The organism is Nostoc sp. KVJ3 (genome assembly GCF_026127265.1).
GTDB lineage: Bacteria > Cyanobacteriota > Cyanobacteriia > Cyanobacteriales > Nostocaceae > Nostoc.
In genome coordinates this window covers 1-22,146 of the sequence record NZ_WWFG01000007.1, presented here as the reverse complement: position 1 = coordinate 22,146, position 22,146 = coordinate 1, and the positions used below count along the sequence as shown (strand labels likewise).

Sequence of the window (22,146 nt, the reverse complement as noted above, 5' to 3'; positions counted from 1 at the left end):
ATGGCTGAGAACAAGCGAGTGCGCCTAGAGCCACACATTGAAGAGTATCTGAAATCTCATGCACAGAGGGTGTTAGACAAACCAGCATCTTTAGTTACCAGTGCTGAGTTAACCACACTGACAAACGCCATTATTTACGAACACAAGTTGGCGCAGTCGATGGCGAAACAGATACCATTCGCCAAATTGTTTAGTTGGCTGATGAGTTGGGTTCCTGGTAATAGAGTTGTTGGATTGAACCAACAGGCGACGGATGCTCCAACACTTAAAGCATCTGTTCCAGAACCAGACAACTTTGAATTTGACGCAGACTTGGGCGATTTATACGAGGAGGCAGCATGACAATAGACCAAATCGCCAAACTCAACCAAATCGAGCAATGGTTGGGCGAAATCATCGCCAGTGCAGAGTTTAAAGTCATTGTCGATGACTATATTCCTTCCGTGGATGTAACCTTGGGTGACGCAAAGATGGCAGTTAGCCAGTTATTGAATTACCTACATGTAGATGTACCCTTGGGCGACGCAAAGATTTTGTCAGCCAGTGTATGGAATGTGCAGCCAAAGCATTTAAAGGAGAGTGACACTACGGACTGCGAATCTCAGGTGTCACTCCTCCTGCCTTCATAAATCCCAGTAATGAGATTTAGGACATTAACCATCATGACAAAACCAGTAACTTATTTCACCCAGACTGACCAAATTGACCGCCTTGTTGAACGCTTCGGGTCACAATTAGACTCCTTAGACCATACTGAGAAACTTGCCTTGAGAGCTACACTGACTTACTACCTGTTTCACATCGAAGTTGCTGACAAAGGAGAGTACACCCTGGAACACGCTGCTCATGAAACATTGCAGGGGTACTCAGAAAAATGTCAGAGCAATATCCGTGAAGCGATCGCCATTCTTGAGGGTATTGCTGAAGACGAGGTAGAGGGGCTAATCGAAGCGCTGACTGCCCAACTCCGTTGGGGCAATACCAGAAAGATTTTGACTAGACATAGCTAGTAGTCTGCCAAGCCAACTTTGCTAGGTTAAATTCGGATATAAACGCTGCATTTTTCGGCGAGCATCTTTGGTTTGAAAACCCCAATAGACACTGGCTTTTTGCTGATTACGTTGTTTCTCCCAAGCGGCAATCTCAGAAGTTAATGTTTCTGGATTAGGAATACGGCGTTCTAAACATTGGCGAGACAAAACAGATAATTCAATTTCTACTTGATTCAGCCAAGAAGCGTGTTTAGGAGTATAGTGAAACTCTAATTTTTGAATAATTCGACGTGCTTCTTCTGGTGAAAAAACTTCATATAATGCACTGGGGGTATGAATATTCAAGTTATCAACTACTAAACGAACAACATCGGCATCTCGGTAGCAAACATCTACTAAATTTTTCATCTGTTTAGCAAAATCGGCTTTAGTTCGACGCTCTGTAACTTCGATATGCCGCCAGCCCGCCAAGGGTTGAAAACATGCAAATAAATTTACTGTCCCGTTACGTTTATACTCAAAGTCATAACGTTCAGGCTGCTCCGGCTCTGGTGGCAAAGGAAGTCTTACTTCTTCTACTAATTGGTATGGACGTTCATCAAAGCAGACTACAGGGCGTTTAGGATCATAAGGCTCATTGTATAAATCCAGCACATCTTCCATTCGGAAAACATATTCTGCGTTAACTTCAGGAATACACCATTGTTCTTTCAACCAAGGCTTGATTTCGTTTTTTTTAAAGTTTGACGTACTGTTTCATCTGAGATTGAATCTATGATACCAACGTTCACTAAATGATCTGCTAATAATTGCATTGTCCAACGTACTCTTCCGACTGGTGGATTAGAACAAGCAGTTGCAATCAAAAATGCTTCTTGTTTTTCATCTAACTTTTTAGGTTTTGGTGGATGAACTTCATCCTTCAAAGCAAAATCTAACCCCCCAATGACAAATTTTTCTCGTATTCGTTGCACTGTTGCAACATGCGCTCTAACTATGCTAGCGATCGCTTGATCCGTTTCTCCTTCAGAAGCCATTAGAAGAATGTTTGCACGGGTTATAGTTCTTGCTTTGTGCTTACCTTTTTTAATTATTGCTTGTAGCTGAGAAACTTCATCTTCATTCAAGTCAACAATGTACTTTTTCGCCATGTTACACCCCATTTTTGGCTATTTTACCAATTAGGGGTTTTACTTAGCAAAGTTACCTTGGCAGACTACTAGACATTAATAGTCATTAAGCAACGTCCCAGGCGTTGACCTGGGGCAATTTCTAGGAGGACTTATGGACTTTGGAATCAAAAACCCAGCAATGGGACACAGCTCCCACATCGACGAAAAATCCCTCGCCTGGGGTGGTGTAGACGCTGATATTCTGGCTTATCTCTCTGATGTCAGCAAGCTAGAGCAGTTTGCAGACATGGCGCAGAATGCCGACCAACTCGCGCAGTACCTTGACCCCTTCCTGGAAAACGCCTCAAAGTATTTGGAGGCGATGCAGAAGCTAGCAGACGGGCAGGTGACATGGACGGAACTAAGGAAACAGTTCGGCTCGAAGGTTGCAAACGCGATCGCCAAAATCAGGAAAATAAACGCCGAATTTGATACTGAGATGCAGAAGGTTGATGCCCAGGATAGGGCTGACTTGCTGCGGATTGAGCAAAAGCGGAAGAATGCACTTACCGAGATAGCCACGCAACTACACCAAGACTTGCAGGCTGAACTGTGGCGGCATGAAAACAAGATTTCCTCCATCGAAAGTCGCCACCAAGTAAGCGAACAACGTCAAACCATCCAGGAGGGGTTGAGGGCTAGAAGGCAGGAATTACTTGCCCGTGCCCGATACGGCTCCAGGGCGCTGAACCCCCACCAAGAGCAACCGGAAACGATACCAGTATCAGTTGCTTCCAGCGGCGCTCCAGCTAGTTCCGTATCAGCAAGTGGCACAGTTCGCGGTTTTGGAAATTGGTGGACGAACTTCTGGGATGGCTTAGGTAAGCGCTAAGGGGAGGATAGAGTCGTGTTGGCACGTCAGCCCGAAGATAAACCGACTAACACCAGCCCTTTTGAGTATATGGGGCTGGCACAACCACAACAGGTAAAATCCCAACAATCCAACACACAGCCTCCGCCCGTACCAGAGAACAACCGGGAACGGACATTTCGACGGGCAGGCAATCTATGCGAGATTGTGGCTGGAGCATCCCTCAACTCCGCCGTGATTTTTACCTTCCACCTGCTCCAAGTCCACCCTGTTGGTCTGCTTCTGGCGTTGGGTGTAGCACATTTGTACTTCACCGCGACGGCAGTAGGGGAGAAGGGGAGGCAAGTAACTAATATAATGACGGGCTGTAGTGCCTCCCTTGCCCTCCTGTGTTCCCTCTCAGAACCTGTGGGCGAATGGTGGGAAGCGAGTACATCTAAATCTGTGGCACAGAGTGAAATCCAACAGATGTATGCACCATCTCCCAACAAATCAAATTGGACAACGGGAGTAGGGATTGCAGTAGTTATCGCTGTTTTGGTTGTTTACATTACCAGTGTTAGTAGGGAGAGAAGATGAGCTACTTGACCCCCAAACACGAACAATTAGCTCGTCAGCAGCAGTCCAGCTTCATGCAGTGGTTCGGACAACTGCCTTTTGATAAGAAGATTGCAGCCATTGGGGTTTCTCTCACCATCGGCGTAACCTGTGCCGCGGCTTCGTGGACTCAGTTCGCGAGCGATCGCATTTACTGTGATTTGAACCATATTTTGACCAAACGGACACGATACGCTTCACTCCGCACTAGAACAACATATACTTCAAAGTTATAAATGGAGTCCAAAAACGTCAAAACTTAATTCCAGGGCGCAACGTGGGTTTTATAGTTCATTTGTACGTGTTCTTGAGCGAGAGCTTTTAAAACCAAGTATCGAGCGATCGCTTAATCACTGAATTTTCGACTAAACATATTTTTGAACCATATCGTGGACATTTTGAATCATATTTTGACCGAAAGTTTAAAATTTTCGACTAAATTAGTGTGTCTTGCTCGGCATTTTTTACCAAGTCTGAAAATAAAACTTTTAGTCGTATTATGGTTCACATTTAAAACACGCGGACATAATTTGATTCATAAAGTTAAGTTGTTGATTGGCTCAAAAGCTTGAAATTACGTTAACTTTTGGTCACGTTATGGTTCAAAATTTGGTCATGCAGGGGGTAAAATCACATTTACTTCTGCATCCGCACTCCCCAACAAGGACTACGGTGTGCCGATAATCACAACCGACCCTACCGCATGACCTTATGGCACTGGCAGCAGTGGCAGAAAGACGGAGCGCCTACGGTTGTTGTACCCAATGAGGGTATTTCACCCAAGGGTTTGGTCAAAGCTACTAACCCCCACAAACCCCTGTGGGCGATGGGTGCATTCGTTGGGTTTGCCACTGCGGGCTGGATGTTGCGTCACCTCCAAGACAACGAGCGCAAACTGGCTAACTTCCAAGCCATAGCAGAAACACGAGATGTGGCACAAGCAGAACTTAAAGCGCGATCGCAATTGCTAGACGATTACCGTGAATTCGCAATGGCGCAGGTTGAGTTACAAACCTCACTCGACATGATAGCCAACGACCACACGGTAGACATCCAAAAAGCCGAAATCTTGGGCGAAACCGAAATCAAAATCACCCAGATGTCAGCCAACGACGCGGTGTTTGAAGCAGAAACTGCTGGGATGAGCGAGCAACAGAAGCAGGAGTACATCAACTTTCTCAAGTCTCAGAAAACCCCATACCTGCAAGGAAGCCAAACTTTACAAGGAACAGTTGACCCCAGCGATAAAGTAGAAGGTTCGGGGGATAAAGAAGCACGCTTAGAAAGTGAGAATACAGGGGGTGAAATCTCTGAAACAACCCAAAATCGGACTTCTAGTAATGATGCAAGTCCCACCCTGGAGCCGCTTAATCGCATCTTGGGTGCCAAGCGCTCAACCCTAATTGTAGGTGGTACTGGTGCTGGTAAATCGGTGACTGAGAGCTATATGCTCAACCAGTTCAGTAAACGGTTTCCCCAAGCTGATGTCTGGGCGATCGCTCAAAAGAATGACAGTTTTTGTGGGCTAGACAAAAAAGGACGGGTACTTTTATTTGACCCTTTAGAACCACAACTGGCGATGGCTGCCATTGACCAAGTTTACAGCATTTACGACCAACGCCGTCGAGTACCAGAACACCGCCGCCATGAATTTGATCATCAACCAGTCAGGTTAATCCTAGCCGATTGGCATTCAATCTACGAAACAGTAAAAGATGAAGCATGGTTTCAACCATACCTCAAGAAAATCAGCACCATTATTACAGTCGGTAGAGAACTAAATGTTTGCCTGATTATCGATACTCAATCGTTTAATTTAGCTGCCTTGGGTATAGGTGACAGTAATATTAGAAAAAACCTTTACATCATTGCCCAAGGCAATTACAACGTTGAAGCAGATGGTACAGTTAATGACAGCTATGGCGTACTGTACAACCTCATAACTAATGCCAAGATTGTAGAAGATGCAGAAAAGCGTTCCTCATTAAAAGAAAGATTTAACGAGTTAAAACCACAATCCAAGCAACTAGGACAACCGCTAATATTTATCTCAGTTGACCCCATGCAGCTAGATATTCTGCCAGACATCACCAGTTATAAGCCAGGAATTAAACCAGCCATTCAACTTGATACAGTTAGTCCGGAATATCTTGATAATCTACTCAGGCTGGAATTCGATATTGATGTCCCTACGACTAGTATAAATAGTTCGCTTAATCAAACAACCAATCATCGGGTTGATGAAAATGCTAGTGATGCTAATCAAGTAAGCCCAGACATCAAACTAACCGAGATTCAAACCAAACTGGTTGATTATCTCAAGGGGAAAGGTGCAAAGACTCCACGTCAAATTAAACAGAATGCAGGTAGTAAATTCAAGGGCGTATCGGAAGCACAAATCCGCGACGAACTCAACCTACTTGTACAAAAAGAGAAAGTCATTTGTACAGGTGAAGATAGTTACAGATTAGTCGATTAGGTTGGACTGTTGGTTGGGTTGGATAAATTGCACTTTTTGGGGAATATATGCACTCTTCCCCAACACATCCAAAACCAACCTACATACCCAAAAGTATTGACATATCGAAATTACAGCATCCAACACCAATCCAACAATTCACTCTCTTCCCCAACACCAATCCAACTTCTAAGTAGTAGATAATCCAACAACAAATCTTTGACCTATATCTCCACTATCAAGCTAATTTAAATTCAGTAGATCACAAAGTTATCTGAATCCGGCTGGGTGTGGGGTGTAGGGGGTATTGATAAATTAGTTATTTACTTGTCAGTCAAGATATATTAATTCTCTGAAATTTTTCAGAGAATCTGCCCAATGTTAAAATTGAATTACGCGCTTTATACATGACAAATTCGCCAAGGACTATCTTGTTCGCGCCGCCTCCCGCAGGTAATAATTACTAATTGGTACTTTAGATGACGAATTGAGCGCAATTATTGAACCAATAATAGCTATTATCTAATGATAATTAGGAAGTTTCAGGTAGAAAAGGTGCAGCTAAAAGTTGAATTAATCAGGCGTGCTGATAATCTATTAATTGAAGGCTTGATTGTTGATTTAGCGCCGAATCATGTAGATGATTTTGCCAATTTATGGCTTGAGCAATTGCGTATAGTTGAAGCCGACGATAAATTCTGGGACTGGGCTTTCAAGCGCGATTTTATTGATAGGAATGAAGAATACGAAGGTTATGCTTTAGAGGCAGAAGGTTGTACGCAGGGATTGATGAAGATAGAAACGCAACGTCACGGTTCAATTGAAGCCTTGGGACGGAGGCTAGTATATATTGAATACTTGACGACTGCACCGTGGAATCGAAAGGAAATCCAGCGTTTACCAAGATATCGTGGAGTTGGAAGTAATTTATTACGATATGCCCGCATCCGAAGCGTCGAGCTAGGATATGGTGGGAGGGTAGGATTGCATTCGTTGCCTGGAAGCGTAAGATTTTACGACGACCAAATGATGACAAACTACGGAGCAGATGAAGAAAACGACGATTTAGTTTATTTTGAATACGGACTATTGCGGCGACAATTATAGAAGTGGGAGGGATGGGATATGGACGAAGAAAGCATCAGCGTCTCTGAAGCAATTGAACTATTATTTAATCGCTCTTCGATGCAAGCAGCAATTCAAGCGGAGGAAAAATCTGATTGCGACGTAGCTGCTGGGTTAGATTGGGGTAGCGAAAAGGTATTTGTAGGTTTCTTGAAAAATCCCGCTCTCAAGGTTCGTTTGACTTGTTTGCGGGTGTCCCTCAACCGTGAAATCCGACTTTTACTAGCTGAACGCAACTTAGGAGTAGGGGAAGATGCTGCGTTTCAAGTTGCCCGCTCGCGTTTACTATCTCGCTTGCAATCACCCCTATCAACAGCGATACCTGTATTAGAAGGTATATTGGCACGAAGAGATTTGTATGCAGAGCAATATATCCAAAATCATGAAGTTTTGCGCGATTTATTACATGAAGTTTTGAATTATGAAGATTGGGAAGAAATAGCGTCGGCTGCGGCTAGGGCGGTACGGGAGAGAGTTTTGAATGTTTGAGGTAGTTATTATCTCAAGATGCACCAAAGTAATCTGACTGCAAATCGACGCAATGCTTTACGATTGCGTGAAGACTATGACGCTGTGAAAGCAGGTGTAACTATGTCAGTCAGCAATGGCCAAGTTGTTGGGCATATTAATCGACTAAAAATGTTAAAGCGACAGATGTATGGTCGTGCCAAAATAGACCTGCTGGAGCGACGATTTTTGTTGGCTATTTAAGCAGAAAAACTTTGAGGATTTCCACTTGACTTATGAGTTACAGAAATCAGTTTATCTGCAAGTTTGTTGCCGCACCTGGGGGGTGCGTTTTTTCTCCCCAGAAAAAATGTCCGGACAGCAACATAGCTTGCTACTCACCAAAGGTTTTTTTGGGCTACTCGAATCAACTGTTAGATGAATATGTAATGGATCGCTGATGGATTTGTATTGGATCTCTCATGGCATAATCTTTGTCAATAGTTAAGCATTGTTGCAAATAAAAATTATACATAGAATACGTATGTCGTACAAATGGATCTTTATTGGATCAACATTGTCACTGTAATGAATCTGCAATGGCTCATTCGTGGAACTGGCATGGATCTGTGATGGCACACTTTTCTAAATCGAATTTCTTAGCAGAAAAGTAACGACTTAATTAACAGCAGCGAAAAAAATAACCAAATCCCATCTTTACCAATACTGAATATACAAAAACTGTGGTTTCCGATAATTCAACAATGGTTAGCTCAAACTTTTCAAGCAAATCAGTCAATATATTTAGCAGTTGATAGAACTAATTGGAAAATAAAAAAATTACTAGTGATTAGTGTAATGTATCAAAAAAGAGCTAAGTAGGTCGGCGCAATTAAAGACAACTGGCGAGGTCTGTCATTTGTCCTTTGTCATTGGTCATTGGTAAGGGTTTCAACCATATTTACATTGCGTAACATAGTTTGGTTTATTCCCGCAGACTTACTTATAGCATAGCTTTATTAAAATAATCATCGCTGTCAGGTTCAAGTAATTGGATGATACAATCCCGTTTTCTGATTAAATTCCCAGCCAATACCAGAAGTATCCTTGCGCTTAGACCATGCGAAAAAAAGCGGCGCGGGTTGACTTTCTCTTTCCTTACGAATAGTTTCTGGAGTTACCCCCAACCTTGAAGCCAAACTTTCTTCTGTAATTGGCTGAAACTTAACAGGTTGCCCTTGATTATAAGAATTGCCGTAGTATGACTTACCCCGCCTTGGTTGATTATTAATATTACTTTGAAGCTGCATAATTACCTCGGCAAATTGTGCTAGCCGATTATTTATAGAGTCGATTTTTTGTTCTAAATCGGCGAGATGCTGGTTACTGGATGCATCGCTACTAATATCATCCGACAAACGTAATTCTAGATTATCCAGACGAGAGCAAATCGTCGATATGTTTTGGGAGAGGTGATTGTGGGGACTACCCCTGCCATTATCTAACGCTGCTATCAAATCATCTAAAGAGTGAAGCACCTCGTTTGTTCGTCCTTGTCGGTGCAGCCGGGATAACTCCCTAACTGCTGGAATCAGGGGAGTGGGGACGCGGATCATCTCGCTGGGTTTGTTCTCGTTAGGCATAGTGATATCGCAATTGATAGCAACAGCTATCGATATCAAGTAGATAGCATTGCTATCAACATATCAGGAATTGGATGCTCAGGTACAAATCCGTTCGAGAATCGTCCACCGTGTTTTGGGTCTTTCACCCCGTTCGGGATCTTGCTACTTTTGTGCAGGCTCTTGGAATTATTGACGCGGAGCGCGGACAGTATATCCACTGCGTTGTCGTAGAATATAAAAGCTTCCTGAAACCTCACTTCCAGGAAGTTATATGTTTATGGTCGCGTAATCCTTATTTCCCCAATGGATGTTACTAATATTGAGGTTAGCTCTGTAGAAATTCTTCCTGCCAATCCTATAAAGGTTGTAGCGCCAAATACTTCACAGCAAGTAACCCCGGAATTGGTAGAGGAGGTAATTCGCCAATACTATTACCGCACACCTTCGGTAAATAATGATTCTGAGCTAATTTTGGTTTGGGCTGGCAGTCAAAACCGCGAACAAACCAAACGAAAATACTACCGATTTGGTCAAAAATTGCTCGATTGGGTACGTCATCAAGGTATACCTGATTTAAGATTAATCCAGCAACCATTGTTACTAGAATTTATTGCTAGTTGGGGTGAGGTTTCCCCTTATACTAAATCTAACCAAGTGCTGATGCTGCGATCGCTCTGGAGTTACGGGAGTGGTGAGAGTATTGGCTATTTTTTAAGGAATATTGCAAGTACGATAAATTACGACAATTTCAGTAATTTACCTAAATCTGAGCGGTATCTAGAAGATTGGGAGATGAAGAAGCTAGCTAATGCTGCTGTGCAGTTGGGGGTAAGCACTGGTTGGTGTTTAATTTGCTTTTTTATAGTGGGATGCGGGTTGGTGAAGTGGGTCGCGTGACGGTTCCGGGTGATGAACCGGGCCAACCCAAGGAAGATTATCCGGGGTTATATTGGCATAATTTCCAGTGGTATCCCGACCCGACACCAGAGGATAGAAATCGGGGATACTATACGATTAAGTTCCGAGGCAAAGGTGGCAAGTACCGCGAGATTGGGTTAGACCATCAGACTTCGCTTGTTTTCAAAAAGTATCGGGGGATGGCTAGTGATAAGATGCCCGTGTTTGCAAATATGTCGCCTGACCCAAAAAAGCGGGGGTTGCCATTGAGCGATCGGGCAATAAAAAGGTTGATTCAGGATATATCTGAAACTGCAAAGGTGAAGTTTTCATGTCACTGGTTGCGGCATTCTCACGCGACAAGAGCAGTCGAGCATAAAAAATGTTTTTGAGGTGCAAAACCAGTTGGGGCATAGTAAAACCGATACAACCAAGGCTTATGTCCGCACAAAAAAAGACGCAGGCACGGGTACAGTGTTGCCGAGGTTTTGATTAAAAGACCCACTGATAGTAGTGGGTTGTATTTGCCCGATGATGATGAGTGATGGGGTGAAGGGCATCGCATCTTCTGTCGAAAGTGGGAATCCTAAGAATGAAGGGATTCCTGGTCAAGCTGCATGGAATGGAAAGATTGGTCAAGCGTTGCATTTACCGAACGGTATTGTCTACCATCATGTTCGGGAATCTATGTGGTTGTAGATGCAAGTGACTGTGTTTGGTATGTTGGGCAAGCTACTAATATTAAAGCTCGTTGGGCGGGAAAAACGCATCATCGCTATCCACAATTGATTCGCTCCAATAAAAAACGCTCTTACAGAATCTATTGGCAAAAACTTGCAGTTGATTTATTAACTGAAAAAGAGAAGTATTATATTCAACTGCTTCAGCCGGAACTCAATGCTTGTAAAGTCAAAAAATATTTGCCTAAACAGCCACAAGTTGAACGGGAAATCAAACGTTTACTAAAAGTATTAAATAATCCCACATTCTTGTTTCCTGTGGTTCGTTCTGTAGTTGCTGGCAGGTATGAAGATAATGGTGGTATTCACTGCATAGTTATACTAATCAATATCAATGATACAAGCATATTATTTCAATCCATGAAAAAAAGACATTCCCCCAAGTAAAAAATGCTTGGGCTTATATAGATCATACTGTGGAAAAAACAAGGAAATTTATCAATCCAGTTCGGTAATAGCTTATAGTTTTTTCAACTACAGATTTGAGTTTATTGAAGTAGCGAATATCATATTATACTTAGAAGAACATTCAAGCATCCGTGAACAGTATGTAGGTGTTACCGAACTGCTTGGGTACAAGTAAAAGCCTTTAAATATTTAGATGTATTCAATGAATTACCAATTGAAGATGAATATATCTTTACTAATTCTGAAGGTAAAAAATGCCTGACAAATTTAGATTATCTCAAATATCGCCACCGTGACATCAAGTGCTTACAGCAGAATGCTTAATGTGCATATAGTTTATGGTTTATTTTTACACTAAAAAAGTATTAAAATTCTAGAAGCTCCCAGAACTTGAACTGACGATGAAGGTTAGCCACTTGCTTTACCCAGATAATTGGTCAGAAATTGCCACTTCAGTTAAGCAACAAGCTCAGTGGTGTTGTCAAAAGTGTGGGTTACACTGCATACCCCCTGGTGAAAAAATATCAGATTTGACACGCTCAAAACGCAGAGTGTACACCCTACAGGTACACCACTGGGACAGAAATCCAGCCAATAACCACAGAGGCAACCTGATAGCTCTCTGTAGTGCATGTCATCTTTTATACCATAGAGGTGGTAAGTCTAATGTTTCACCGGGGCAGTTATCGTTGTGGTAGGTAAGTATGGATGATGATACTCAAGAACTAATCACAATTCAACAAGAACTAGAGCGACTGGGCGATCGCCTAAGAAAGATTTTTCCACAAACTCATCCTCAATTTGATGACGTTTTTGAAGATATTGGCGCGGCTGGATATTATATGCGTGAGGCTGGTTATCGTCTGGAATCAGTTCTTCTTACCGTGCAAGGTGATGAAGAAACTGAAGTTGAGTAAAGCTTCAACTCCCCTTACCTATCCACTCCCGCCCCGCCTTCTGTGCAGCTTCAGCCGAGTAATAAATCTTACGTTCCCCAAACACCCCACCATCAGGACTAATTACCCGGAATTGCCAGCAATGGGCATCAGTATAAAACACAACTATTGTACAACCATTGATGTTGACAACTAATGAACTGTGGTTTTAGTCATCAGTCATTTCTGATGGTTCTAGTTTGACTTGTCTAAATAACCCTTGGCGAATTGCTTTCTCAATTAATTCACTTCGGGTTATGCCCAACTCCTCAGATATTGCATCTAACTCTAGCGATGCAGTTTCAGTCAACATGATTTGATATCGCTGCTTCGTCTCGCCGTATTTATCTTTTTGCGCTCGTTTTGGTCTTGGCATTAGCTACACACATCAACACCTCAACACTTTACAAATCTATTAGACTGCATAAGTACATATATACATACCTACACACTACAATAAAGTGCATAACAAAGGCGATCGCTCTCCCGCCAAGAAGTTGCGATCGCCCAAGTTGTAACCCGATTTAAAAGGTCAAACTATGAATCCAATAATAGTGGATGCTCAAGTTGCGCGAGAACTTGAGTTAGAGCAGTATGTCGAAGAGCAAGCAGAGGATGTAGCACCAGAGTTTGAGATTGATTCTGTGGATGATGCTAATTTCGGTACTCTTTACCGAGTGTGGTCTGGTATGAGGCTGCTGGGCACTTTCTACCGTGCAGACTCAGATGGCTTGTGGGTGGCGCAGCCGTGCAATTTGGAATTACGCCCCCGGTGCGAGACGAAAGAACAAGCGCAGCTGGTGATTATTGCCCTAAGTGGGTTGCTTGTAGTCAGCGCTGCATAACAATTTTTCCCATTCCCTACTGAGGTGCGCTTTATGGGCGTACCTCTTACTTACCACATCAAGATTAATCATTGAGGATTTTATGAATTTGATCGCTTTTACTGAGGGTGCAAGTCCATTTGACCAAATTAGACTTGTCGATGCTGATGGTAATGAGTATTGGTTAGCACGCCAGCTTCAGCCACTACTGGGTACTCTCGATGGCAAAGGTTTGAAGAAACAATTGAACGGGCAAAACTTGCTTGCCAAAACTCAGGCTACGACATAAAAAACCACTTTACCAACGCTGGTAATCTGGTGGAACGTCAACAGGGAGGAGGTTCTAGGCAATCTGATTACAAATTATCGCGCTATGCTTGCTACCTTACAGCCATGAACGGCGACCCGCGAAAAGCAGAAATTGCCGCCGCTCAAACCTATTTCGCTCTTAAGACTAGAGAGGCAGAAATTGGTTCTAGTTTTGGGAACCCAGAGGTATTAATCGCTACTATAACCGCCGCCGTTGAACAAGCACTGACTCCCATCAATCAACGTCTCGAACAAATCGAGCAGCGTCTTGATGCCTTACCATCTGCCAAACCCAAACGCCCCTGGACGCTACCAGCTTCTACTCCACCAGAACAAATACCAGAAGACTACCAGCAACTAGAGGACGGTTCCTGGTTATCGCCAGAAGCTTATCAATCTATTTTGAGGCAAAGCCAGCGCTCATTGCCTTGGGATGTCCGCAGACTTAGGAACTACGAGTAAGTTGGGGTGTGGTGCGATCGCCAAGAGTGCGATCGCTCATCATTTCCTCGCTTGAAAATAAAGAAGCGATCGCACTAATAACGCTATATATTAAGTTAACTTGTAAGTTAACTTGTCATCTTATCTAGCAGTGACTTGCTGACCTGTAAAGAAGAATGACCCTCCATTTTGTCCATAAAATAATGTTTTGATAAGTAATCCGCCATCGTACTGCTCTTGGGATGATTCGCACTCAGTATACAAGCGAGGATTGTTGGATGAGGGGCGTAGTTTACCGCCGTAGGTCTTACCCTGAGCCTGCGCCGTTCGCGTAGCGTCTCGTAGAGAAGGGCATCGCTCTGCTTTGTACAATATTCTTGGAGAATGAGGAGGTATTGTGTGTGGAACAGCTAGAGCTACGGCAAGAAAGCAGTGGAAGCCGCCTTTATTTAATGGATAAACCTATCCATGCGGGTGATTGTCTGGAAGTTTTGATATCAGAAAAATGGTTTACTGCTCGTTGTGAGTGCTACAGAGAACAGGGAAACCTTAACTGGTATTTAATTGTTTTCAATGCAGAAGGCGAAAATGTTATAGAAGATTGCATTAACAGTGTGGTGTGTCGTTTTTCTTAAGCGATCGCCCTATGAATGTGCAATATTCTTAGAGGAAAAAATTCCTATCAGTGCTTGAGCGATCGCCCTCAATCCTTTGCTAGTAATGCTGCTGTAATAAAGGATAAAGCTCTGCTGCAATTCTCTCGAATTGTTCACCATCTGGATAGGGACAAGCAATTTCTTCTCCATCTTCATTGCTCCAAGATTTAGAATTGTAATCAAAAGTTAATATCGCTCCTCGCCACCATCCAGATATTGACAGTTGACCATATCCATAACCAACTTTGAAATCTGCCGTTTTATCACGATAAAAATCATGAATTGGATTTGATGGTCGGCTGCATGAGTCAAAAAAATTTTCTGTATAGTATCCTTGGAATTCGATATCAATACAATTGTTTTCAATTTTATAAATTAGCTTGAACCGCCTGTGTGGATAGTGCTGTGCAGCAATTTGAGATACTGCTAGCTCAAGCTCTAGTGGTAGTGTTTGCATCGGTTTTAAGTCCTTGCAGTTTTTATATTATACCTTTATAAGGTATGTGCGTAAGCACAGCCGCCGTAGGCATCGCTCCTCCATTTTCTTAGAGATGAGGGGCGATGCCTGCGCGGTAAACTACGCTTCTCTATTTTCAAGCGAGGAAAGTTTAGGCTTTTCCCCTTTCGCTCACCACTATCAGGGAAGGAGCGATCGCTTAAATCATTTTCAAGCTAGGAAAGAGTAAGGAGTAGGGCGATGCGATTTTCAAGCGAGGAAAGTGCAGCGTATCGTCCTTGTATAGAATTGCAGGTGCGCGAATATATTGCTTGTTTGACTGGTGAGTTGAAGTCTATCGTCCAATGACTTGGAAACTGTAGCCTAGTATACCATTTGTGGGATAGACATAATGCCTGAAACCCTTATTCTCTCGTTCTATCCCACAAATCGCTCTCTATATATGGGTTTGATGCCTCTCAACGATCAGTTTATTGACAAGAATTATCAATTATTCGGCGGAAAATTTGCATCCCACAAAAAGTGCTGTAGACTTAGCACTGGGTAAGGCTTTCAGCGACTACCCTTTAAACTTCTTCGGAAGTTTGAATTAATGGAAACTTGAGTTCCAGTAGCTGACGCGGTCTTTTAAAGAAGAACTTTAAACTTCTTCGGAAGTTGAATTAATGGAAACGAACCGTTTATATGAGGAATATCATTGTATTTTTCTTTAAACTTCTTCGGAGTTGAATTAATGGAAACGATGGTGTTGTTCTCCAAGCGAAAATTATAATCGCAATTGGAAAAAACTTTAAACTTCTTCGGAAGTTGAATTAATGGAAACAGAGTTTGTTTTGCGATATATTTGTGGCAAAAACTCTTCTTCTTTAAACTTCTTCGGAAGTTGAATTAATGGAAACTTGTGCCGGAGGTGTCTCCTTTTCAGGAGGTTTTTCACTTTAAACTTCTTCGGAAGTTGAATTAATGGAAACTTTAGCTATTTCCCACAGTATCAAAAACAAGACTGGACTAACTTTAAACTTCTTCGGAAGTTGAATTAATGGAAACACGTTAACTGGAATTTGCAATCCTCCCGGAAGTGAAAATCTTTAAACTTCTTCGGAAGTTGAATTAATGGAAACTTCATCCCGTCTGTTGCAGTAAGATTAGTTACTACACTTTAAACTTCTTCGGAAGTTGAACTAATGGAAACTCAAATGGACAGTATTTACCATCTACAGAACGATTTAACTTTAAACTTCTTCGGAAGTTGAACTAATGGAAACTTTATTGCAGCTGCAAGTCCATCCTGCTAGTAAAACACTTTAAACTTCTTCGGAAGTTGAACTAATGGAAACAATTGTAAGACTTACTAACAAAGCTGGTATAACGACTTTAAACTTCTTCGGAAGTTGAACTAATGGAAACTTTCAGTTTGCTGCTCACAAAGTTGCAGCGTAAATTCTTTAAACTTCTTCGGAAGTTGATAGCAACCAAAACTTAATCCTTAATTCCCAAGCCTTTCTAGCAGTTGATGATTTTCAATCCCTGCTCTTTGAATCCAATGTTTGTAGTAGTAAACGATGAATGGCAAGCAGCGGCGCAGTGACAAACATATCCCCCCAGCCTGTCAGCCTAAAACTGACATCACTGGAGGATAGTGAGGAATTGCCAATTGTATCTATTGAGCGCAGCAAGAGAATTTTAAGTATTACTCTTGTCTAAAACCCAAGGTTGATTTTGTTGAATCAACTGGTTAATGACTTCTGGTTTTATCGGACTGTAATAACAGAATATGGCAGCATTATGTACTGCTGTAGTTTCACACGATTGCATATTGTCAGGAGCAACTAAAACCATCTTTTGAGGTACAAACACCTCGTAGCTAACCAGCTTCCATTCATGCAGGGGGTTGTTTTTGTAACCAGCAGTCCACACTATCGGTTCAATCTCAGCAATGGCATCATTGACTCCGACACAAACCTCCATTCCACCCGTAAGTTCATATCCTGGTGCATTGAAGCTAGGAAAAGTCAGGATGGATGTCAAGAGTGTGTCACCTTTTAACTCATTGAACTGTTTTAATTCTTGCAAGTTCATCTGTTATCTCCAAAACTTGTTTGTTCTCCAGGGAAAATACACCAGTATCCACCACCAACCGCAAGCTGATGTCTTTTTAGATTTTTACCTATTCTTTTACCAATCTTGTAACAGTCGGTGACAGTATTAGCCCAGTGAGCATCTCCTAGTTTTGCTGCCTCTATCCCAGAAATAGCTGTACTCTGCAAAGGCTTCGCTGTACCAACCAATCTCTCAGAATTGTTGATCTGTCCATTTGCGTCTGCATAATGCTTCCCATCCCTGGATTGCCAGACATAGTAAACCGTGCCACCTATAATAGCAACCCCAACCAGCACACATCCTACCCCAGCCGTGCCTGCACAAAAAGCGGCAGGTGCAAGTACCGCAGGATTCGCGTTAACTGGGCGCGTTGGCAAAGCAGTTCCAGATAGAACAAGGCTTGTTCCTATGGCAATAACTTGACGAAAATTCATTTTTGACTTGGATTTAAATATATCTTGTGTACTCTTGATACTATCAAATGTGGGCGAATTTGTACCGCATTCGGGTCAAATACGGTATAAGCTATTTGAATAAACCTTTTTTGTGCCAATTCTGGGCAGATTTGGCACAATAGCAGCGCTTAGGTAGCAATATGGATGCAGTAGAGATATTTCCCAGAAAGGACGAAATGCCCAGAAAGGATGAAAGGTTAGCTATCCCCGGTTTGGGGAATATTACAATGATGTGCTGACTGTGGACGCATGGGTAAACGGTCGTACTAAGGTTGTGCAAGCTCAATCCCTGCTATGTGCCAAGCTTCAGGAGCGAGATAAGTTAATCAAAGAGCGAGTTGAGTACTTAGCCAAAAAGCGGGGTATTACCTTTGATGAAATGTGGGAGCAAATTCTTAATAACACTGCTCAAAAAACAATCCCCGTGAAGGTGAAGGGCTAGAGTATAAGCCAGGGGATGAGGGCTAGTTTCTTAGAGGAAAGGCGATGTCTACGACGGGCTATTCGTGTGTCGCTGCTGCTCTCAACTAACAATTTTTCTTAGAGGATAAAGGCGATCGCTTGTAGTAGGGAGCGATCGCCATCAACTAATTAATATTTTTAAAAAATGCCAGAACAAGAGACTCAGCCTCAACCGTCACAAAATCTGTTTGAGCCAATTGAACCGCCAAAAATCAGCGAGAATTTATTACCAGCGTTTGGGAGCAATGCGATTTTGTGAGGTCAGCCAAAAAGGTGCGATCGCTAAATCCTTTTTTCAGTGATTGAAATATATTTATACCGAATAAATAGTATTTATACTGTAATAATGATGATCTGATTCACAACGAGTTTTCAGTTTCTTTTTCTGACAATAAAAAAAGTAAGATTCTCAAGTAGCAATAGTTTTGTGATAAGGATTATCTACCTTAATGGAAAAAAATATATATGCAACGTTAGATTTAAGTAAATCATTATCAGATTTTTCTTTGGAAGTTATAAAATCTTTAGAATTGACGAATATCAATGAATGGAATGGGCAAATTTTTAAACAGAGAGAAGAAAAGATTAGAGAAGTTGCACTTATTTTAGCTGGTCAATGTATTGCCATCTTGTTGTATAATCTTTCCCAATCTCAGTTAGCTAATCAAACTGCGATTATTCAAACAAGAAATTGTGAGGATGGCAAGACGCAAAGACACGGTTATAGAAAATGCAGATATTAACAGTTGGGAATGTTTTAGTTACTCTAAAACTACCATATATGGTAAGAAAAAAGTCAAAAGCAAAGACCAAAAGTAAAATTTACAATCAAGGATGTTGTCCCTTTTTAAAATGGTTGGGTTTGTCAGAAGGTTTGACCCCTGCTGTTTGGACAACTATAGCTCAATATGGCGCGATTGCTAGTTCCTTTGAAGCTTCACATACAATTCTCATCAGTTGGGGAATTAATATTAGTTTAAAACGGATTGAGCGATTAACATATAAATTTGGCCAAATTGGCATTGATTTACGTCAAGCTAAAATATCTAACTTGCAGCAAGGTAAATTACTTGATGGAAATATACTTAAAGACCAGAGAGTTGTAATTGCTGTAGATGGTGGCAGGAGTAGAATTAGGATTAATAAAAAAGGTAGAAAAAATCCCAAAACAAACAAGCATGGCTTTATAGGAGAATGGGTTGAGCCAAAATTAGTAACAATTTATGTGGTTGATGAACAGGGAAAAAAAGTAAAAACTAAGGACATCCCTATTATCAACGATGGTACGTATGAAGATTATAAGGGATTTTTACCAATATTAGAAATGCATCTGATTAGTTTAGGAATTAGTCAAGCAAAACAAGTTTTATTAATTGCTGACGGTGCTGGATGGATTTGGAAACATATCCCTCCCTTTTAAAGAAATTGAAATCTCCCAATGCCACTTATCAATTATTTGATTTTTACCATGTTACTGAGCGACTACATAAATTTGCTGATGTAGCTTTTAATGATGATAAAGAGCGGAATAATTGGTTTAAAAAAGCACGGAGAACTTTAAAAAAAAGTAATGCAATGACCATAATTAGGCAGATGGATGAATTTATCTTTGAAGCTACGGAGAAACGTTGTAAAACGATGGTAGTACAGAGAAATTATCTTTTACGTGCTTATCGTGAAAGGCGTTTAAATTACGCTAAGATACTAGACCAAAAACTACCAATAGGTAGTGGGGCAATTGAGAGTTTAATCCGTCAAGTTGTCAACTTAAGAATCAAGGGTAACAGTAAATTTTGGTTGAAAGAAAATGCAGAAATTATCTTACATCTGCGTTGTCAATGGATAGCTGGAAGTTGGGATAATTTTTGTGGTTCTATCTTTAATTCCTTTATCAAATCCCAAACTGCTTGATAAATTTTATACTTTAGTCTTGTCTTTAATTTATTTTTTAGCATAATTGATACTAAGTATAAAAGGCTGATTGCAGATATTTTCAGAAATAATCGTCAAATGACTTGCTAGCAATCTTTTTGAGATATCTCATCAAGATGAATTTTTGTGTAAGTCAGTATTGTATTTGCAAATAAAATCACCTTGTACTTAAATATAATTTTAGCGATCGCTGGTTTTTGACCAGACCTCACAAAATCGCATTGCTCCCCAGCGTTTAGTAATATTCTTCAGCCACCACCGCAAGACGAAAATGGTGATGAATGTCATTCTTAGAGGATATCGCTAAAGCACTCAACTAGAGGAAAACCAGATGTATAGTGATGAACTTTTAGATAATGCAACCAAGTTAGTCTTTATTGTTCAAGAACAGCTTGATTGCTCATTTGATGAGGCTGTTGAAACAACCAAAATCATCTTTCACAAGGTGAAAAACAGGGAAATTGCGGTAGATAGTTCTTTGAAGTCCTCATTGCCTAACTTTCTGGAACAGGTAAGAAGTAGTAATTTTTCTTAGAGGATGCATGGCGATGTCTACGACGGGCTGCGCCTACGCGGTTTGGGGATGCGATCGCCTTTTGATGTTCAGCTAGTGCTTAAGTGTGGTGCTTAAGCACCAGAACCACAGGCTGAATCAGAGTGGTGGGGAAGAGATCAGTTTCTTAGAGGAAAAGGCGACCCAGTACGTAGTTTACATACGTTTGCATCGCCTTTTTGTTCTGCTATTGTTTTGGTTGCCTTTGGTGTTAGCTAAGATTTTTAGACTTCTGTATCGCTATATCTCATCGTCATTCAGACTTGTCACCTCGGTACTTAACACCGGGGTTTTTTGCGTCATCGCCGTGGGAGCATCAATGGAGATAGAATGCTTTCAGGCATAGAATACACCAAGTCTGCAAAATGAGGAATCCGTGCTTGTCTAACTAATATCACCAAGGATGTGGCTTTTTTCTTGCAGATAGTGCAATTTTTGCTTTGTTAATCGCGGAACGGACTGCCTGTTTAAGTTCTACTGGTCTAAATGGTTTTTTACAATTTTCAAAATATTCAAAAGGCTTTGGAAATTCATCGATAAAATGTTTTTTTGCCCCCGACATAACTACAAGGGGAACAAATCTTAATGTCGGATGAGCTTGAACGTACTCAAAAAACTCCCAAGCACCCAGAACTGGAAAATCAATCAAGATGATGCTAACTCTGTGAGATTTGACGAATTTTAAAGCATCACGTCCATTATAAATGTACATCTCAAAGTGGTGTGCAGGCAGTAAATTAAAAAAGCCCTCAAACAACCATTTCATATCTTTGGAATCTTCAATAACCAGAATATTATGAAGAAGTCATAATTTATTACTCGAAGTTCGCCCTTTTTTTTGAAGTTAGAGAAATTGATAAATAACGTAAGAATAAGGGTTTGGGAGAAATCAGATTTTTGGATGGTGACAAGCGGTGAAGCAATACCCAAGATTAATTCACAACGCTGGCGATGCCTGCGGCGGTTCGCGGAGCGACCATCGTAAAGCGCCGACAATCACGGTTCGCCATCTGGTAACGCTGTAACCTCTATTTTTCCGTTCCGTCTTTTTTCTAACCGGCTATAAAATGAGCGAACCAGGAGTGATTAACGCCTGAAATTGTTCATCTGAACGAATATTATCAAAATCTGAGTCATTTTTCGCCATATCTTGGTATTGGTTAGGACTCATATTGATAGCTTGTTGTAGGTTAAAGATTGCTTGCTTTATATTAAGCAATTGGGCATAACAGCAAGCCTTACCATAAAAAGTCGCGGAGTCGTCTGGACAGATTTCGTTACATTTATCATAGCTGGCGATCGCCTCTTCAAAGCGTTTGAGAGTTAACAGTGTATTGGCTCGGTTATACCAAGCTTGGGGTAAATCTCTTTGAAATTCAAGGGAGCGGTCGAAGCTAGTCAGCGCTTCTTCAAATCGCTCCAAATCCATTAAAGCAATACCCAGGTTACACCAAGCTTGGGGAAAATCATGCTGGAATTCAATTGCACGCTCGTTGGAAGCGATCGCCTCTTCAAAGCGTTCCAATGTCATCAATACAATACCTCGGTTATACCAAGCATTAGAGTTTGAAATTCAATCGCTTGATCGTAAGAAGCTATTGCTTCATCATAGCGCCCCAAATTATCCAAAGCACACCCCGATTCTCCCAGGCTGCGCTCAAGTCGCCTTTAAGTTTCAGGGATTGCTCGGTGCTAGCAAGAGCATCTTCATAGCGTTCTAAATTTAATAAAGCAATGCTGCGAAAATACC

31 protein-coding genes, 2 pseudogenes and 1 CRISPR repeat array are annotated in these 22,146 nt (G+C 41.5%); of the genes and pseudogenes, 23 read left to right on the top strand and 10 right to left on the bottom strand.

The window, feature by feature from the left end; all coding sequences use genetic code 11:
- From GTQ43_RS36960 to GTQ43_RS36950, 3 genes are read left to right on the top strand one after another with little or no spacing between them, the layout of a single operon-like run.
- The gene (locus GTQ43_RS36960; protein ID WP_265277655.1) at positions 1-342 is read left to right on the top strand and encodes a hypothetical protein; all 342 of its coding nucleotides are present in this window, start codon (positions 1-3) and stop codon (positions 340-342) included.
- Positions 339-629 carry a hypothetical protein gene (locus tag GTQ43_RS36955; protein WP_265277654.1) on the top strand — a complete coding sequence of 97 codons (291 nt, stop codon included), beginning with the start codon at positions 339-341 and terminating at the stop codon, positions 627-629. Before GTQ43_RS36960 ends, GTQ43_RS36955 begins: the two co-directional genes overlap by 4 nt.
- Before the next feature lie 33 nt (positions 630-662).
- Positions 663-1,010, top strand: a complete 348-nt coding sequence (locus GTQ43_RS36950; RefSeq protein WP_265277653.1) for a hypothetical protein — start codon at positions 663-665, stop codon at positions 1,008-1,010.
- A 21-nt stretch (positions 1,011-1,031) separates the two neighbouring features.
- Here the strand turns inward: GTQ43_RS36950 and GTQ43_RS36945 are convergent.
- Positions 1,032-2,143 (bottom strand): IS630 family transposase gene (locus tag GTQ43_RS36945; RefSeq protein ID WP_414859182.1). Its coding sequence is split into 2 segments (ribosomal slippage): positions 1,032-1,723 and positions 1,723-2,143, totalling 1,113 coding nucleotides; the frame shifts between segments, so codons are not numbered across the junction.
- A gap of 160 nt (positions 2,144-2,303) precedes the next feature.
- Between GTQ43_RS36945 and GTQ43_RS36940 the strand changes: the two genes are divergently transcribed.
- The 8 genes and pseudogenes from GTQ43_RS36940 to GTQ43_RS36905 form a co-directional block, all read left to right on the top strand.
- Complete coding sequence (locus GTQ43_RS36940; protein ID WP_265277652.1) at positions 2,304-2,996, top strand: hypothetical protein; 693 nt, start codon at positions 2,304-2,306, stop codon at positions 2,994-2,996.
- Between the two features lie 15 nt (positions 2,997-3,011).
- Positions 3,012-3,554, top strand: a complete 543-nt coding sequence (locus GTQ43_RS36935; protein ID WP_265277651.1) for a hypothetical protein — start codon at positions 3,012-3,014, stop codon at positions 3,552-3,554.
- Positions 3,551-3,808 (top strand): hypothetical protein, encoded by a 258-nt coding sequence (locus tag GTQ43_RS36930; protein WP_265277650.1) that lies wholly within the window; start codon positions 3,551-3,553, stop codon positions 3,806-3,808. Before GTQ43_RS36935 ends, GTQ43_RS36930 begins: the two co-directional genes overlap by 4 nt.
- Positions 3,809-4,275: 467 nt before the next feature.
- Positions 4,276-6,051 carry a type IV secretory system conjugative DNA transfer family protein gene (locus GTQ43_RS36925; RefSeq protein WP_265277649.1) on the top strand — a complete coding sequence of 592 codons (1,776 nt, stop codon included), beginning with the start codon at positions 4,276-4,278 and terminating at the stop codon, positions 6,049-6,051.
- A 534-nt stretch (positions 6,052-6,585) separates the two neighbouring features.
- The gene (locus tag GTQ43_RS36920) at positions 6,586-7,137 is read left to right on the top strand and encodes a GNAT family N-acetyltransferase (RefSeq protein ID WP_265277755.1); all 552 of its coding nucleotides are present in this window, start codon (positions 6,586-6,588) and stop codon (positions 7,135-7,137) included.
- 18 nt (positions 7,138-7,155) lie between these two features.
- On the top strand, positions 7,156-7,644 hold the full coding sequence (locus tag GTQ43_RS36915; RefSeq protein ID WP_265277648.1) for a hypothetical protein: 489 nt from the start codon (positions 7,156-7,158) through the stop codon (positions 7,642-7,644).
- A gap of 18 nt (positions 7,645-7,662) precedes the next feature.
- Positions 7,663-7,866, top strand: a complete 204-nt coding sequence (locus GTQ43_RS36910) for a hypothetical protein (RefSeq protein ID WP_265277758.1) — start codon at positions 7,663-7,665, stop codon at positions 7,864-7,866.
- Between the two features lie 453 nt (positions 7,867-8,319).
- Positions 8,320-8,478, top strand: a pseudogene (locus GTQ43_RS36905) (IS4 family transposase); the annotation flags it as partial.
- A gap of 167 nt (positions 8,479-8,645) precedes the next feature.
- On the opposite strand, the gene GTQ43_RS36900 reads toward GTQ43_RS36905, so the two are convergent.
- Positions 8,646-9,245 carry a hypothetical protein gene (locus GTQ43_RS36900; RefSeq protein ID WP_265277647.1) on the bottom strand — a complete coding sequence of 200 codons (600 nt, stop codon included), beginning with the start codon at positions 9,243-9,245 and terminating at the stop codon, positions 8,646-8,648.
- A 285-nt stretch (positions 9,246-9,530) separates the two neighbouring features.
- On the opposite strand from GTQ43_RS36900, the gene GTQ43_RS36895 reads away from it, so the two are divergent.
- The 5 genes from GTQ43_RS36895 to GTQ43_RS36870 all read left to right on the top strand — a co-directional run bounded on the left by GTQ43_RS36895 (position 9,531) and on the right by GTQ43_RS36870 (position 12,189).
- Positions 9,531-10,124 (top strand): hypothetical protein, encoded by a 594-nt coding sequence (locus GTQ43_RS36895; RefSeq protein ID WP_265277645.1) that lies wholly within the window; start codon positions 9,531-9,533, stop codon positions 10,122-10,124.
- Positions 10,097-10,516, top strand: a complete 420-nt coding sequence (locus tag GTQ43_RS36890; RefSeq protein WP_265277644.1) for a site-specific integrase — start codon at positions 10,097-10,099, stop codon at positions 10,514-10,516. Before GTQ43_RS36895 ends, GTQ43_RS36890 begins: the two co-directional genes overlap by 28 nt.
- A gap of 139 nt (positions 10,517-10,655) precedes the next feature.
- Entirely contained in the window at positions 10,656-10,823 is a 168-nt protein-coding gene (locus tag GTQ43_RS36885; RefSeq protein ID WP_265277643.1) for a hypothetical protein, read from the top strand.
- Complete coding sequence (locus GTQ43_RS36880) at positions 10,814-11,251, top strand: GIY-YIG nuclease family protein (protein ID WP_265277642.1); 438 nt, start codon at positions 10,814-10,816, stop codon at positions 11,249-11,251. Before GTQ43_RS36885 ends, GTQ43_RS36880 begins: the two co-directional genes overlap by 10 nt.
- 725 nt (positions 11,252-11,976) lie before the next feature.
- Positions 11,977-12,189, top strand: coding sequence for a hypothetical protein (locus GTQ43_RS36870; protein ID WP_265277640.1), 213 nt, complete (start codon positions 11,977-11,979; stop codon positions 12,187-12,189).
- A 187-nt stretch (positions 12,190-12,376) separates the two neighbouring features.
- Here GTQ43_RS36870 and GTQ43_RS36865 read toward each other — a convergent pair whose 3' ends face one another.
- Complete coding sequence (locus GTQ43_RS36865; protein ID WP_265277639.1) at positions 12,377-12,583, bottom strand: ribbon-helix-helix domain-containing protein; 207 nt, start codon at positions 12,581-12,583, stop codon at positions 12,377-12,379.
- Positions 12,584-12,746: 163 nt separating this feature from the next.
- On the opposite strand from GTQ43_RS36865, the gene GTQ43_RS36860 reads away from it, so the two are divergent.
- From GTQ43_RS36860 to GTQ43_RS36850, 3 genes are all read left to right on the top strand, one after another.
- Entirely contained in the window at positions 12,747-13,052 is a 306-nt protein-coding gene (locus tag GTQ43_RS36860) for a hypothetical protein (protein WP_265277638.1), read from the top strand.
- Between the two features lie 82 nt (positions 13,053-13,134).
- The gene (locus tag GTQ43_RS36855) at positions 13,135-13,320 is read left to right on the top strand and encodes a hypothetical protein (RefSeq protein ID WP_265277637.1); all 186 of its coding nucleotides are present in this window, start codon (positions 13,135-13,137) and stop codon (positions 13,318-13,320) included.
- A 29-nt stretch (positions 13,321-13,349) separates the two neighbouring features.
- Positions 13,350-13,802 carry a hypothetical protein gene (locus tag GTQ43_RS36850; RefSeq protein WP_265277636.1) on the top strand — a complete coding sequence of 151 codons (453 nt, stop codon included), beginning with the start codon at positions 13,350-13,352 and terminating at the stop codon, positions 13,800-13,802.
- A 120-nt stretch (positions 13,803-13,922) separates the two neighbouring features.
- Here the strand turns inward: GTQ43_RS36850 and GTQ43_RS36845 are convergent, their stop codons facing one another.
- Entirely contained in the window at positions 13,923-14,153 is a 231-nt protein-coding gene (locus GTQ43_RS36845) for a hypothetical protein (RefSeq protein WP_265277635.1), read from the bottom strand.
- Between the two features lie 29 nt (positions 14,154-14,182).
- Here GTQ43_RS36845 and GTQ43_RS36840 point away from each other — a divergent pair, with 29 nt between their 5' ends.
- The gene (locus GTQ43_RS36840) at positions 14,183-14,416 is read left to right on the top strand and encodes a DUF5348 domain-containing protein (RefSeq protein WP_265277634.1); all 234 of its coding nucleotides are present in this window, start codon (positions 14,183-14,185) and stop codon (positions 14,414-14,416) included.
- A gap of 79 nt (positions 14,417-14,495) precedes the next feature.
- Here the strand turns inward: GTQ43_RS36840 and GTQ43_RS36835 are convergent, their stop codons facing one another.
- From GTQ43_RS36835 to GTQ43_RS36825, 3 genes are all read right to left on the bottom strand, one after another.
- A complete protein-coding gene (locus tag GTQ43_RS36835; RefSeq protein WP_265277633.1) occupies positions 14,496-14,894 on the bottom strand; it encodes a hypothetical protein in 399 nt (132 codons plus the stop codon).
- A gap of 788 nt (positions 14,895-15,682) precedes the next feature.
- Positions 15,683-16,301: direct repeats of the CRISPR family, unit length 35 nt; unit sequence CTTTAAACTTCTTCGGAAGTTGAATTAATGGAAAC.
- Between the two features lie 276 nt (positions 16,302-16,577).
- Positions 16,578-16,973 (bottom strand): hypothetical protein, encoded by a 396-nt coding sequence (locus GTQ43_RS36830; protein ID WP_265277632.1) that lies wholly within the window; start codon positions 16,971-16,973, stop codon positions 16,578-16,580.
- Complete coding sequence (locus tag GTQ43_RS36825) at positions 16,970-17,428, bottom strand: hypothetical protein (RefSeq protein WP_265277631.1); 459 nt, start codon at positions 17,426-17,428, stop codon at positions 16,970-16,972. The genes GTQ43_RS36830 and GTQ43_RS36825 overlap by 4 nt, the downstream gene beginning before the upstream one ends.
- Before the next feature lie 253 nt (positions 17,429-17,681).
- Between GTQ43_RS36825 and GTQ43_RS36820 the strand changes: the two genes are divergently transcribed.
- The 3 genes and pseudogenes from GTQ43_RS36820 (at position 17,682) to GTQ43_RS36810 (ending at position 20,378) form a co-directional block, all read left to right on the top strand.
- The gene (locus GTQ43_RS36820) at positions 17,682-17,891 is read left to right on the top strand and encodes a hypothetical protein (protein ID WP_265277630.1); all 210 of its coding nucleotides are present in this window, start codon (positions 17,682-17,684) and stop codon (positions 17,889-17,891) included.
- Positions 17,892-18,360: 469 nt separating this feature from the next.
- Positions 18,361-19,822: pseudogene (locus GTQ43_RS36815) on the top strand (ISLre2 family transposase).
- Between the two features lie 352 nt (positions 19,823-20,174).
- Entirely contained in the window at positions 20,175-20,378 is a 204-nt protein-coding gene (locus GTQ43_RS36810; protein ID WP_265277629.1) for a hypothetical protein, read from the top strand.
- A gap of 412 nt (positions 20,379-20,790) precedes the next feature.
- Here GTQ43_RS36810 and GTQ43_RS36805 read toward each other — a convergent pair whose 3' ends face one another.
- From GTQ43_RS36805 to GTQ43_RS41955, 3 genes are all read right to left on the bottom strand, one after another.
- Complete coding sequence (locus GTQ43_RS36805; protein WP_265277628.1) at positions 20,791-21,162, bottom strand: two-component system response regulator; 372 nt, start codon at positions 21,160-21,162, stop codon at positions 20,791-20,793.
- A 294-nt stretch (positions 21,163-21,456) separates the two neighbouring features.
- Complete coding sequence (locus GTQ43_RS36800) at positions 21,457-21,969, bottom strand: tetratricopeptide repeat protein (RefSeq protein ID WP_265277754.1); 513 nt, start codon at positions 21,967-21,969, stop codon at positions 21,457-21,459.
- Complete coding sequence (locus GTQ43_RS41955; RefSeq protein WP_414859188.1) at positions 21,927-22,046, bottom strand: tetratricopeptide repeat protein; 120 nt, start codon at positions 22,044-22,046, stop codon at positions 21,927-21,929. Before GTQ43_RS41955 ends, GTQ43_RS36800 begins: the two co-directional genes overlap by 43 nt.
- Between the last annotated feature and the right edge of the window lie 100 nt (positions 22,047-22,146).

Excerpts from the sequence above, each read along its gene's own strand:
- GTQ43_RS36810 (WP_265277629.1), top strand. The coding sequence starts at position 20,175 with ATGTATAGTGATGAACTTTTAGATAATGCAACCAAGTTAGTCTTTATT.
- GTQ43_RS36830 (WP_265277632.1), bottom strand. The coding sequence starts at position 16,973 with ATGAACTTGCAAGAATTAAAACAGTTCAATGAGTTAAAAGGTGACACA.
- GTQ43_RS36910 (WP_265277758.1), top strand. The coding sequence starts at position 7,663 with ATGCACCAAAGTAATCTGACTGCAAATCGACGCAATGCTTTACGATTG.
- GTQ43_RS36855 (WP_265277637.1), top strand. The coding sequence starts at position 13,135 with ATGAATTTGATCGCTTTTACTGAGGGTGCAAGTCCATTTGACCAAATT.
- GTQ43_RS36900 (WP_265277647.1), bottom strand. The coding sequence starts at position 9,245 with ATGCCTAACGAGAACAAACCCAGCGAGATGATCCGCGTCCCCACTCCC.
- GTQ43_RS36950 (WP_265277653.1), top strand. The coding sequence starts at position 663 with ATGACAAAACCAGTAACTTATTTCACCCAGACTGACCAAATTGACCGC.
- GTQ43_RS36930 (WP_265277650.1), top strand. The coding sequence starts at position 3,551 with ATGAGCTACTTGACCCCCAAACACGAACAATTAGCTCGTCAGCAGCAG.
- GTQ43_RS36960 (WP_265277655.1), top strand. The coding sequence starts at position 1 with ATGGCTGAGAACAAGCGAGTGCGCCTAGAGCCACACATTGAAGAGTAT.
- GTQ43_RS36940 (WP_265277652.1), top strand. The coding sequence starts at position 2,304 with ATGGGACACAGCTCCCACATCGACGAAAAATCCCTCGCCTGGGGTGGT.
- GTQ43_RS36860 (WP_265277638.1), top strand. The coding sequence starts at position 12,747 with ATGAATCCAATAATAGTGGATGCTCAAGTTGCGCGAGAACTTGAGTTA.
- GTQ43_RS36890 (WP_265277644.1), top strand. The coding sequence starts at position 10,097 with ATGCGGGTTGGTGAAGTGGGTCGCGTGACGGTTCCGGGTGATGAACCG.
- GTQ43_RS36925 (WP_265277649.1), top strand. The coding sequence starts at position 4,276 with ATGACCTTATGGCACTGGCAGCAGTGGCAGAAAGACGGAGCGCCTACG.
- GTQ43_RS36825 (WP_265277631.1), bottom strand. The coding sequence starts at position 17,428 with ATGAATTTTCGTCAAGTTATTGCCATAGGAACAAGCCTTGTTCTATCT.
- GTQ43_RS36885 (WP_265277643.1), top strand. The coding sequence starts at position 10,656 with ATGATGATGAGTGATGGGGTGAAGGGCATCGCATCTTCTGTCGAAAGT.
- GTQ43_RS36835 (WP_265277633.1), bottom strand. The coding sequence starts at position 14,894 with ATGCAAACACTACCACTAGAGCTTGAGCTAGCAGTATCTCAAATTGCT.
- GTQ43_RS36915 (WP_265277648.1), top strand. The coding sequence starts at position 7,156 with ATGGACGAAGAAAGCATCAGCGTCTCTGAAGCAATTGAACTATTATTT.
- GTQ43_RS36805 (WP_265277628.1), bottom strand. The coding sequence starts at position 21,162 with ATGAAATGGTTGTTTGAGGGCTTTTTTAATTTACTGCCTGCACACCAC.
- GTQ43_RS36955 (WP_265277654.1), top strand. The coding sequence starts at position 339 with ATGACAATAGACCAAATCGCCAAACTCAACCAAATCGAGCAATGGTTG.
- GTQ43_RS36865 (WP_265277639.1), bottom strand. The coding sequence starts at position 12,583 with ATGCCAAGACCAAAACGAGCGCAAAAAGATAAATACGGCGAGACGAAG.
- GTQ43_RS36870 (WP_265277640.1), top strand. The coding sequence starts at position 11,977 with ATGGATGATGATACTCAAGAACTAATCACAATTCAACAAGAACTAGAG.
- GTQ43_RS36895 (WP_265277645.1), top strand. The coding sequence starts at position 9,531 with ATGGATGTTACTAATATTGAGGTTAGCTCTGTAGAAATTCTTCCTGCC.